Source organism: Parabacteroides sp. PM6-13 (genome assembly GCF_029892605.1).
GTDB lineage: Bacteria > Bacteroidota > Bacteroidia > Bacteroidales > Tannerellaceae > QVMG01.
In genome coordinates this window covers 132,868-144,603 of record NZ_JARXWF010000003.1, presented here as the reverse complement: position 1 = coordinate 144,603, position 11,736 = coordinate 132,868, and the positions used below count along the sequence as shown (strand labels likewise).

Sequence of the window (11,736 nt, the reverse complement as noted above, 5' to 3'; positions counted from 1 at the left end):
TAAACCTAATTACAATCTTACCGCCATGAACATTCAACAGTTAGAATACATATTGGCCGTCGACCAATATCGTCACTTTGCCAAAGCAGCCGAACACTGCCATGTGACCCAACCGACATTGAGCATGATGATTCAAAAACTGGAAGATGAACTAAACACCAAAATATTCGACCGCAGCCTGCAACCCGTATGCCCTACCCCCATTGGGAGGAAGATCATTGCCCAGGCGAAATCGGTTCTTTTTGAAACACAACGAATCAAAGAAATTGTGCACGAAGAGGAGCAATCGCTGAAAGGGGTGTTCCGGCTCGCCGTATTGCCCACCATTGCTCCCTACCTGTTACCTCGCTTTTTTCAACAATTGACAGACAAACACAGCGATCTGGATATCCGCGTATTGGAAATGAAAACAGCCGAAACGCTTCACGCGCTTCATAAAGGCGACATTGACGCGGCCATTATCGCCAACCAACCGACAGAAGATTACCTACAAGGCACCTTGCTCTTCTACGAACAATTCTATGGATATGTGGCTCCCCAAGAGTCGATTTTCAAAAAAGAGATGATCAAAACCGCTGATATAAGCGATGAAAATCTGTGGTTGTTAGACGAAGGCCATTGCTTCCGCGACCAGCTGATGCGTTTTTGCCAGATGGAAAAGGTCAAGGTACGTCAGGCAGCCTATCAGTTGGGGAGCCTGGAAACGTTCATGCGCATGGTTGAAAGCAACAACGGCATCACCTTTATCCCGGAACTGGCCACACTGCAACTAAGCGACGAACAGAAAAAACTGGTACGTCCCTTTGCCATTCCGCGTCCCTGCCGGGAAATCGTTTTTGTGCATCGGAAAGACTTCATCCGCCATACCATTGGGAACCTGCTTATCAACTGTGTAAAATCGAATGTCCCCAAAGAGACACTCACCCTGCAACCGGGTCATAAGGTGGTATGAAACAAACGTCAACCGACGCTTATCAACATAGAGAAAGTTTATTTTATCGGAAAAGATCATGAAAAGATTGCTCACTTTTTTTACCGTTCTCCTTATGACCTCCGTCGCCTCCCTTGCCGGACAAGAGGCGGCTATCGACAGCTTGGTAGCATTAGGTATTGAATACCATGACGCTGGAGAATACCGTAAAGCGATTCGATTGTATGAGGAAGCGCTCAAGATCGATTCCGAGTCGGAGATTGTCCATTATGAAATCGCGATCTCACTGGTGGAGAGCGAGGACTATTATGCGGCCATTGAACATTGTGACAAGCTGATCGAACGCGATGATAAATTTGCCCTGTTGGCCTACAACACCAAAGGATCCTGCCTGAACTACTTAGGCAAAACAGACGAAGCCATCGACAACTACCTGGAGGGCATCAGCAAATCCGATGAGTTTTATCTTCTCTTCTATAACCTGGGACTTGCTTATCACACCAAAGGTGACTTCTCTCAAGCAGAAGAGGCCTTTATCCGGACAATCGAACTAAACCCGCAGTATGGCAAAGCGCACCTAAACCTGGCACGCACCATGACACAACAAAACCGGCGCGTGGAGAGCCTGCTTGCACTCTATTATTATTTGCTTGTCGAACCCTTTTCGGAAGACACGGAATGGGCTTATAATAATCTTATCTTTCTGTTGAATCTAAACACCTTCCCTGAAGGTGTGGAAGAGGTGAACGACGATTCCCTCACGGAGCTGGAGGTGGCCGATGTGATCCTTTCCCGCCTGGCCATCCTAAATGAGCGGGAGGTAGCTGACGGCAAAACCGATGTAGACAGGCTGATCCGCTCGACCAATGCCTTCTTTGCCTCTTTAGGCGAGATCATGAAAAAGAATAAGCCGGAAGGTTTCTGGTGGAATTTCTATGTGCCTTTCTATGCGCATATCTCTTCGTGGGACTATGTCAAAGTCTACTGCCACTATATAAGTCGCCATTTCTTTCCCGACTCCACAGACTGGTTGAATCAGAACAGTGCGAAGGTGAAATCATTCAGCGATTGGTTGAAAGGCTTATGATAAACGACAAGGAGGCAATCCGTCAGGCGGTTTATGAGATTGTACGTACCATCCCATTCGGGCGTGCCACAAGCTACGGAGCGATAGCCAAAGCGATCGGTCACCCCAACCTGTCACGCCTGGTGGGCAAGATTATGTCCACGTGTGAATCGGCCACCAACAACATGCCTGCTCACCGCGTAGTCAACAGCCAAGGCATACTATCCGGTCGCGAAGCTTTCGGATCCGACCAGGAGATGCAACGGCTTCTTGAAGCGGAAGGGATCACCGTGGTCAACAACCACCGCATACAATCCTGGAAAACCGTGTTTTGGAACCCGTTAGAAGAGATCAATCTCTGAATCATTATCTTTTTCCCAGCAACCGACGCGTGTGTCTGATCCACTTGGCAGGGATCGGTTTTCGGATATCCGCATCCCATTTTTTCTGATGCTTCTCCAGGCTGACCACAGCCATTTCATAGCCTTTTTGGTAGATCTCTTCCGCATGCTTCAGGTCGAAAAGGGAATATTGAGACACCTCATCGGAGGCAATCAGGTAGTCACATAGCTTTATCTCCTCCACCGTGTTGGCTCCCACCATGTAATTCATCGTACGTTCAATAATATACTTCAGCGATTTATCGTATTTCATCGTAATAACCGGACTGATATCGATAGCAACCACTCGCCAACATGCTTGGCGGATCACCGACACCGGGAGATTGAGAAACACCCCACCATCAACGTAATGTCTGCCATCGATTTCCATCGGCGTAAAAACAATAGGTACAGAACAGGAAGCCACCACCGCCGGGATAAGCTCACCGGAATCGAATATATGCGGTTTCCCCCGCTCGATATCCGAAGCAACAACACGCAAGGGTATTTTTAAGTCTTCGAACCGCTTGGCTCGCAGCTTCTTTTTCAACAGAGTTTGTATGCCGGTTGTTTTGAATAGTCCCTCCTGTGGCAGGGTGGTTGCGATAATATCGGTAAACTTTACCGCTTTGAAAATGGCAAACACCTCTTCCGGTGTGTAGCCATCGGCAAGAAAGGCTCCGGCCAATGAACCCGCACTGGTTCCGGAAAAGATCTCCGGCTGTATACCCTTCTCATACAACGCCTGCATGGCACCCAAATGGGCAAATCCACGTGCTCCGCCCCCACTCAGGGCAACGCCCCACTTGTATTGTATTGAATGCTGCTTTCTATCCATCATACTACCTATAATTAATGCTTGCTAAGCTACACATTTTTAGCTCATCACGCAAATAGAGGCAGGGCTATTTTGATGGCTATTTTGAGACAATCGTTATCAAAAATGAGACAATTGTTTCCTTTTACAGTCCTAATTATAGGTTTATTTGCATGGCTCAAGTCGAATTTGAGCTTTCAACAATAAAAATAATCGTATGGGAAAAACATGTTCGTTTTATCTATTGGGGCTCTTCCTCTTCTTTTTCAGCGCCAAAGGAATGGGTAACCCTATTGAATCACAAGCCATTCAAGCAGCCAACGACCAACAGCAAGAGATCGTGGCTATCGCAAAAAAGGTAGCCGATTGGCAAATAGAACACTTCTCCGAAAACTACCACGGCAAAAACGCACCGAAAGGCTGGATAGCCGGAGCGCTCTATCTCGGGATGTTCGACTGGGCCGAATTGAGTGGCGAAACGACCTATTTCGATTGGCTAAAAAAGGTATTCAATCGCCAATACTGGCAGGTAGCCGACCGGATGTATCATGCGGACGATATCTGTGTGTCGCAAACCTATATCGATATGTTTCATAAGTTTGGGGAAGAAAAAATGATTATCCCAACCATCGCACGGATCGACTGGGTCATAGACCATCCCTCCCTGGGGAGCCTGTTTATTGATTATAATAAACCGTCGACCTACGAGCGTTGGTCGTGGTGCGACGCCCTGTTTATGGCGCCTCCGGTGTATAGCCGCCTGTATGCTTTTACGGGCGACGACAAATATATGGCTTTCGCTGACAAAGAGTATAAGGCAACCTACTTCCAGCTCTTCGACGAGGAAGAGGGCCTCTTCTTTCGGGATAGCCGCTATTTCGATCAGCAAGAGGCGAATGGGCGGAAAGTATTCTGGGGACGAGGCAATGGTTGGGTGATCGGAGGATTAGCCGAGATATTGAAAACACTGCCTGCTTCTGACAAGACTTACCGTCCTTTCTACGAAGAGCTGTTTGTAAAACTGGCCACCCGCCTGGCCGAACTGCAATGTCCCGACGGATACTGGCATGCCAGCCTATTGGATCCGGAGAGTTACCCTTCGCCTGAGACAAGCGCCACTGGATTCATCGTTTACGGACTGGCTTACGGCATCAACCAAGGCTATCTTCCTGCCGAACGCTTCTTACCGGTGGTTAAAAAAGGATGGAAGGCCTTGACTGCCGCTGTCGAGTCCGACGGCAAACTGGGCTGGGTACAGCCGGTAGGGGCTGATCCGCGCAAAGTAACCCGGGAGATGACAGAGCTATATGGCGTTGGAGCCTTCTTACTGGCTGCCTGCGAATTATATCAATTATCCAACTAATATCTAAACACATCATTTAAATGAAAAAGAGACATTTATTTTTACTCGTTGCCTGCCTGTTTCTTTATGGAACAGGCGAGAGTTTGGCGCAGCAAAAACGTGAATCCATAGCCCTGGAACATGGCGCGCACCGCATTGGGAAACGCACGGATGCGGACATGCAACAATGGCGCGAACATGGCTTGGGGCAGTTTATCCATTGGGGCGTATATGCCATCCCCGGTGGTCATTGGGAAGGTAAATTCTATACCGGAGCAGCCGAATGGATCCGTTCCTGGAAAGAGATGCCCAAAGCGGCTTACGACTCCCTCTACAAAGAATTTAACCCGACTGACTTTGATGCAAAAGCCTGGGCAAAGATGGCGAAAGAGATGGGCGTGAAATACCTGATCTTTACGACCAAACACCATGACGGATTCTGCCTTTGGCCAAGCAAATACACCGATTACACCATCGCCAACAGCCCGTATAAAAAAGATATCGTCAAAGAAATTGTCGATGCCTACAACGCGGAAGGGATCGATGTGCATCTTTACTTTTCTATTATCGACTGGAATCATCCCGGCTATCGTTCCGCCCCTCCCCAGACGAAACAGGATAAAGATAACTATGGAGAGTTTCTTACCTTCACCGCCAATCAACTAAAAGAGCTACTGACCAACTACCCCACTGTGAAAGGTTTATGGTTCGACGGCTCCTGGGACAAGGCCTGGATCGAAGAGGCTGCCTGGGTCGACGAACTGGGGAAAGAGCTTCGGGCTATGAAACCCGGCTTGGTGATTGGTAGCCGTTTCCGTGCCGACGAAAATGGCAAACGTCATTACGACACCAATGGCGACCTGATCGACGACTACGACCAAACCTGGGAACGCGACCTACCCAAAACCATGGCAGATTTGAATGGAGTCGATTGGGATTGTGTCATGACCGTGCCGGAAAATCAATGGGGTTACCATTCCGATTGGAGAGGTTATGTGAAGACATCCTATGACCTGATTGAAATGATGGCACACGCCGTTTCGATGAATGGGAACTTTGTCTTAAACTTCGGTCCCGACGGAAAAGGCAATATTCGCCCGGAAGAGACTCAGTTAGCCAAAGAAATAGGCGAATGGATGAAAATCAATCACGAAGCCATTTATGGCGCAGAGCATGCAGGGTTAGAAAAACAAGGATGGGGCTATTACACCCAAAAAGGGAATAAAGTCTATATGATTGTATTCAACCCCTCCATCAGTAAAAAACTGAAAACCGTTTTCCCGCGTGGCGGATCCATTCCCGAGAAGGCATACTTCCTGGATGGTCAGAAAGAGATGCCTGTGATCGACGGAGGACGCAACAAACAAAACGAGCGGATCTTTTATATTTCGATCCCGGAAAACCATCAAACTGACCAACCATTTGTCATTGTATTGGATTTGAAAGATAATTCAACCGACAAAGGAAGCTATCAACAAGCCAAGACATAAGGCTTTTTTGCATAGATTACACAGGTCTAATGTTCAAGTGGGAGGAGAGGGGAGAAGAGGGGAGAAAGGAGAAGGAGATGTTGGCACAGATGGTGCATATAACACTATGTTTGACTTTATTTATAAGACTGAAGGTCACGAGCCCGAAGGGCTGAGTCCCAGCGGGACGAAGACTTAGCCCACGGGTAAGCAGACTGAAAGTCTGCGCCACCCTGGGTATCATGGCATTATAGCAGTCGAGTTCTGAAGGAACGATAGATAGTATGATAGGATATATGCTGATAGCGCCTGTGAATAGTGGATTTTTCTTTCGTTCTTTGGCTAAGGCCGATCTTCGATTCAGAACTCATTTATATATATCTATGGAATCCCAGGGTGGCGCGGATCTTCGGTCTGTTAAAAATACAAAGTGTAAGCAAAATCGTGGTTTTGCTTTACAATATGATACGTTAAAAAGTGTTACTCCTGCGGGTAATTTAAAATACCCCGTCGTTTTCGGAAAATTTCTCGGGCGTTTTTGACATTTTGCTAATTCCCCACTACCCACTATTCCCCCCCTTCCTTCCAGCCAATACGTGGACGCTCCCTCAAAAGGAGATTGTGCAATTTTTCGTTATACAGGTAGTTTATTGATAGTAAACGACGATATCTCATGATAATTTGTTACTTTTGCGGTCGATTTAAAGATAAAAAGCAATGGAAGTAGCCATTATCAAATACAATGCCGGAAATATTTATTCTGTTGACTACGCATTGAAACGCATAGGGGTTACTCCTACGATCACCGCCGATCACGAGGTGATCCGAAAGGCCGACAAGGTGATCTTCCCGGGTGTAGGCGAGGCTTTTACGACTATGGAACACCTGAAAGCCAACCATTTGGATAAGCTTATACGTGAACTGAAGCAGCCTGTATTGGGCATTTGCCTGGGGATGCAGCTGATGTGTCGCTATTCGGAAGAGGGTGATACAGATTGCCTGGGTATATTCGACGCGGAGGTGAAACGCTTTGTTCCACAAAAGCATGAAGACAAGGTGCCGCATATGGGATGGAACACAATTACAGATGTGAAGAGCGAACTTTTCTCTTCCGATCTGGAAAGCCGGTTTGTCTATTTTGTGCATAGCTACTATGTGCCACTCAACAGACATACGGCGGCAACGACCGACTATATCCTTCCCTTTAGCGCTGCTCTACATAAGGGTAATTTCTATGCCACCCAGTTTCATCCCGAGAAGAGTGGTTCTGTTGGTGAACTCATTTTACAAAATTTCCTAAACATATGATCGAACTTATTCCTGCCATAGATATAATAGATGGAAAGTGCGTACGCCTCACACAAGGGGATTACAGTACGAAGAAGGTCTACAACGAAGATCCGCTTGAAGTAGCCAAGATGTTTGAAGATCATGGCATTCGCCGGTTGCATGTGGTCGATCTCGATGGCGCCCGCATGGGACGTATCATCAACCACCGTACGTTGGAGAAACTGGCTGTGCGCACCGACCTTCAGATTGATTTCGGAGGTGGGTTAAAGCAGGAGGCAGATCTGGAAATTGCGTTTGAGTGTGGCGCGCAGATGGTGACCGGTGGCAGTATTGCGGTTAAAAATCCGGAAGTATTTACCTCCTGGATAGAAAAATACGGAAGCCAGCGTATTATTCTTGGAGCCGACGCGAAAGAGGGCAAGATTGCTATCAGCGGATGGGAAGAGAATACGGAGCTGGAATTGATCCCCTTTATCGAGGAATACCATCATAAAGGCATCACGAAAGTGATCTGTACGGACATCAGCCGCGACGGTATGCTGCAAGGCCCGGCGGTGGATCTCTATCGGGAGATCCGTGAAGCGGTGGAGGTATATGTGATTGCCAGTGGCGGTGTCAGCTCGATAAAAGATATAGAGAAACTACAGGAGGCCAAGATACCGGCGGTTATTTTCGGTAAGGCCATCTATGAAGGGAAGATAACACTAAAAGAGCTGAGCGCTTTTAGTAATTAAGAATGATGAATGAAGAATGAAGAATTCAAAACACCCTCTTCACTTCGCTAAGCGATCCTCGATTCTTCATTCTTTATTCTTCATTCATCATTAAAAAAGACATTATGTTAGCAAAACGAATCATCCCATGCCTGGATATAAAAGATGGCAAGACAGTAAAAGGGGTTAATTTTGTTAACTTCCGTGACGCGGGAGACCCGGTCGAGCTGGGTGCTCAATACAGCGAAGCGGGAGCCGACGAGTTGGTCTTCTTAGATATAACCGCATCGCATGAGGGGCGCAAGACCTTCACGGATCTGGTTCGGAAAGTGGCGGCTAATATCAGTATCCCTTTCACGGTTGGCGGTGGGATCTATGAGATAACGGATGTCGATCGTCTGTTGAATGCCGGTGCCGATAAGGTTTCGATCAATTCGGCGGCTTTGCGCAATCCCGCTTTGATCGAAGAGATTGCTAAAAACTTCGGGAGTCAGGTATGCGTGGTGGCTATCGATGCCAATTATGAAAACGACAGATGGCTTTGCTACCTCAACGGAGGGCGCATTCCTACGGAACGGACACTGTTTGAATGGGCAGCCGAAGCGGAGAGCCGGGGTGCGGGAGAGATCCTGTTTACCAGCATGACGCACGATGGTGTGAAAGAGGGATATCCCAATGATGCCTTGGCAACGCTGGCCGACAGCCTGCATATTCCGGTGATCGCATCCGGAGGCGCCGGCAAGATGGAGCATTTCAGAGATACATTTATCCAGGGGAAGGCAGACGCGGCATTGGCTGCCAGCGTATTCCATTTTGGTGAAATCAATATCAGCGAACTAAAAGACTACCTGCGCAAAGAAGGTATCTGCGTAAGATAAGTATGAATTGTTAATTATGAATTAGAATGAAATTAGATTTTGACAAACTGAACGGGTTACTCCCTGCTATCATACAAGACAACAACACCAGCAAGGTGTTGATGCTGGGCTTTATGAATCAAGAGGCCTACGACAAAACGGTTAAAACCGGAAAGGTAACCTTTTACAGCCGCAGCCGCGAGTGTCTATGGACGAAAGGGGAAACCAGCGGAAACTTCCTGCAGGTGGTATCGATCAAGGAGGATTGCGACAATGACACCCTGTTGATCAAGGTCAATCCGGCAGGACCGGTATGCCATACAGGCACGGACACCTGCTTTGGAGAGAAAAACGAAGAGGATGTATTGTTCCTGAAACAGTTGCAGAACTTTATCGAAGTGCGTCGGCAGGAGATGCCGGAAGGCTCTTATACCACCTCACTTTTCCAAAAAGGGGTAAACCGCATGGCGCAGAAGGTAGGCGAAGAGGCTGTGGAAACAGTGATCGAAGCCACCAATGGAACCGACGAAGGCTTTATTTACGAAGCCTCCGACATGATCTATCACCTCATTGTCCTGCTTACCAGCAAAGGCATGCGGATTGAAGACCTGGCAAAGGAACTGAAGAAAAGACATAAATAAGAATGAAGAATGAAGGATGAGGAATGAAGAATTGGTGCGAAGCGTAAAGCAATTAGTTCTTTTTCCATTGCTTTACGCCTTCGGCTAAGCGATCTTCGATTCTTCATTCTTTATTCATAATTCATCATTAATATGAACGCTTTACTCCGATTAGATAACGTAGAGATCAGCCGCGATGAGAATATGATTCTGCGTGGTTGCAACTTCACATTGCAGAATGGGGAGTTTGTGTATATCATTGGTAAAGTAGGCTCCGGGAAGAGCAGCCTCCTGAAATCGCTCTATGGGGAGATCCCTATCAAAGAGGGCGATGCCTGGCTGATGGGATATGATCTTCGCAAGCTCAAGCGGAAAGATATTCCTTATCTTCGCCGCAAGCTGGGTATCGTATTTCAGGACTTCCAGCTGTTGACCGATCGCTCGGTGATCAAAAATCTGGAGTTTACCCTCAAAGCCACCGGTTGGAAGAAAAAGAGTGAGATCAACACCCGCATCGAAGAGGTATTGCAACAGGTGGGTATGCAAACCAAGGGGTATAAGATGCCTCATGAGTTATCGGGCGGCGAACAGCAGCGTATTGTGATTGCCCGCGCCCTGCTCAACCATCCGGAATTGATCCTGGCGGACGAACCGACAGGCAATCTCGACCCGGAAACAAGCGGACAGATCGTACAATTATTGCATGATATCTGCCAGAAAGGGACAGCGGTAATGATGACCACGCACAACTATACATTGGTACATAATTACCCGGCTCGTGTAGTAAAATGCGAGAATGCCTGCCTGAGTGATGTAGGGGAATAATATTTTATGTAACTTTGCAAGCGTTTTAGAGACTGACATAGAGAAGATTATTAATAAGAATTACAAAAGAAGGAAATGAAAGTTTTAAAGTTTGGCGGTACTTCTGTGGGATCAGCACAGAGAATACAAGATGTAGCAAAACTGATTGCGGGCGAACGTAATATCGTTGTCCTCTCAGCCATGTCCGGTACAACCAACTCATTAGTGGAAATATCTGATTATCTGTATAAGAAAAATCCGGATGGAGCCAATGAGATTATCAACCGTTTGGCCATGAAATATTATGACCATGTGGAAGCTCTTTATCATACACCCGAATATAAACAGAAAGCCAAAGAACTGATAAAAACACATTTCGACCATATCCGCACCTTTACCAAAGATATCTTCACCTTGTTTGAAGAGCGCGTAATCCTGGCGCAGGGCGAATTGATCTCTACCGGTATGATGAATCTGTATCTGCAGGAGCAGGGCATTAACTCAGTTCTTCTGCCGGCATTGGATTATATGCGTACGGATAAGAATGCGGAACCCGATCCGGTTTATATCAAAGAGAAACTCAGCAAACTACTTGAAGAGAATAAAAACGCGGATCTGTTTATTACCCAGGGATATATTTGCCGCAACGCGTATGGTGAAATAGATAACCTGCAACGCGGAGGTAGCGATTATACCGCGTCCTTGATCGGAGCCGCCATCGCTGCGGAAGAGATTCAGATCTGGACCGATATCGATGGTATGCACAACAATGACCCGCGTATTGTCGACAAAACAGCACCCGTTCGCAATCTTCACTTCGAAGAAGCGGCCGAGTTGGCCTATTTCGGAGCCAAGATCCTGCATCCGACCTGTATTCTTCCGGCCAAATTGAATAATATCCCGGTACGTCTATTGAACACCATGGAACCGGAAGCACCCGGCACACTGATCTCTAACGCGACAGAAAAGGGTAAGATCAAAGCGGTCGCTGCCAAAGAAAACATCACTTCGATCAAGATAAAGAGTGGACGTATGTTATTAGCCACCGGTTTCCTGCGTAAGGTATTCGAGATTTTCGAAAACTACCAGACACCGATCGATATGGTGACCACCTCGGAAGTGGGTGTATCCGTTACGATCGACAACCGCAAACACCTGGAAGAGATCATCGACGATCTGAAGAAATTCGGAACGGTAACGGTTGACTCCGATATGGTGATCGTTTGTGTGGTAGGCGATATGGACTGGGAAAACATCGGATTCGAGGCCAGCATCGTGCAGGCACTGAAGAATATCCCGGTGCGTATGATCTCGTATGGCGGTAGCAACTACAACGTTTCCCTGTTGATCAAAGCCGACGACAAGAAAAAGGCGCTACAGGCATTAAGCGATCATTTGTTCAACAACCCTACGGTTTAAATAAAACATAGTATAAACTGCCTCATAA

General features: G+C 47.2%; 12 protein-coding genes. 11 read left to right on the top strand and 1 reads right to left on the bottom strand.

What is annotated here, in order from left to right:
• The first annotated feature begins 25 nt into the window (after nt 1-25).
• From M2134_RS04135 to M2134_RS04125, 3 genes are read left to right on the top strand one after another with little or no spacing between them, the layout of a single operon-like run.
• On the top strand, nt 26-952 hold the full coding sequence (locus M2134_RS04135) for a hydrogen peroxide-inducible genes activator (RefSeq protein WP_280750071.1): 927 nt from the start codon (nt 26-28) through the stop codon (nt 950-952).
• A 58-nt stretch (nt 953-1,010) separates the two neighbouring features.
• Complete coding sequence (locus M2134_RS04130) at nt 1,011-2,018, top strand: tetratricopeptide repeat protein (protein ID WP_280750070.1); 1,008 nt, start codon at nt 1,011-1,013, stop codon at nt 2,016-2,018.
• The gene (locus tag M2134_RS04125) at nt 2,015-2,359 is read left to right on the top strand and encodes an MGMT family protein (protein WP_280750069.1); all 345 of its coding nucleotides are present in this window, start codon (nt 2,015-2,017) and stop codon (nt 2,357-2,359) included. The genes M2134_RS04130 and M2134_RS04125 overlap by 4 nt, the downstream gene beginning before the upstream one ends.
• Nucleotides 2,360-2,363: 4 nt before the next feature.
• Here M2134_RS04125 and M2134_RS04120 read toward each other — a convergent pair whose 3' ends face one another.
• Complete coding sequence (locus M2134_RS04120; RefSeq protein ID WP_280750068.1) at nt 2,364-3,218, bottom strand: patatin-like phospholipase family protein; 855 nt, start codon at nt 3,216-3,218, stop codon at nt 2,364-2,366.
• A gap of 256 nt (nt 3,219-3,474) precedes the next feature.
• Between M2134_RS04120 and M2134_RS04115 the strand changes: the two genes are divergently transcribed.
• The 8 genes from M2134_RS04115 (at nt 3,475) to M2134_RS04080 (ending at nt 11,708) form a co-directional block, all read left to right on the top strand.
• Nucleotides 3,475-4,557 (top strand): glycoside hydrolase family 88 protein, encoded by a 1,083-nt coding sequence (locus M2134_RS04115; protein WP_280750163.1) that lies wholly within the window; start codon nt 3,475-3,477, stop codon nt 4,555-4,557.
• 20 nt (nt 4,558-4,577) lie between these two features.
• Nucleotides 4,578-6,026: an alpha-L-fucosidase gene (locus M2134_RS04110; protein ID WP_280750066.1), complete on the top strand. Its 1,449-nt coding sequence runs from the start codon at nt 4,578-4,580 to the stop codon at nt 6,024-6,026.
• A gap of 696 nt (nt 6,027-6,722) precedes the next feature.
• Nucleotides 6,723-7,313 carry an imidazole glycerol phosphate synthase subunit HisH gene (gene hisH, locus M2134_RS04105; RefSeq protein ID WP_280750065.1) on the top strand — a complete coding sequence of 197 codons (591 nt, stop codon included), beginning with the start codon at nt 6,723-6,725 and terminating at the stop codon, nt 7,311-7,313.
• The gene (gene hisA / locus M2134_RS04100) at nt 7,310-8,029 is read left to right on the top strand and encodes a 1-(5-phosphoribosyl)-5-[(5-phosphoribosylamino)methylideneamino]imidazole-4-carboxamide isomerase (protein ID WP_280750064.1); all 720 of its coding nucleotides are present in this window, start codon (nt 7,310-7,312) and stop codon (nt 8,027-8,029) included. The genes hisH and hisA overlap by 4 nt, the downstream gene beginning before the upstream one ends.
• Before the next feature lie 104 nt (nt 8,030-8,133).
• A complete protein-coding gene (gene hisF, locus M2134_RS04095; protein ID WP_280750063.1) occupies nt 8,134-8,886 on the top strand; it encodes an imidazole glycerol phosphate synthase subunit HisF in 753 nt (250 codons plus the stop codon).
• Nucleotides 8,887-8,912: 26 nt separating this feature from the next.
• Nucleotides 8,913-9,506 (top strand): bifunctional phosphoribosyl-AMP cyclohydrolase/phosphoribosyl-ATP diphosphatase HisIE, encoded by a 594-nt coding sequence (hisIE, locus tag M2134_RS04090; protein WP_280750062.1) that lies wholly within the window; start codon nt 8,913-8,915, stop codon nt 9,504-9,506.
• 132 nt (nt 9,507-9,638) lie between these two features.
• Nucleotides 9,639-10,310: an ATP-binding cassette domain-containing protein gene (locus M2134_RS04085; protein WP_280750061.1), complete on the top strand. Its 672-nt coding sequence runs from the start codon at nt 9,639-9,641 to the stop codon at nt 10,308-10,310.
• 75 nt (nt 10,311-10,385) lie between these two features.
• Nucleotides 10,386-11,708 carry an aspartate kinase gene (locus M2134_RS04080; RefSeq protein ID WP_280750060.1) on the top strand — a complete coding sequence of 441 codons (1,323 nt, stop codon included), beginning with the start codon at nt 10,386-10,388 and terminating at the stop codon, nt 11,706-11,708.
• Nucleotides 11,709-11,736 lie beyond the last annotated feature (28 nt).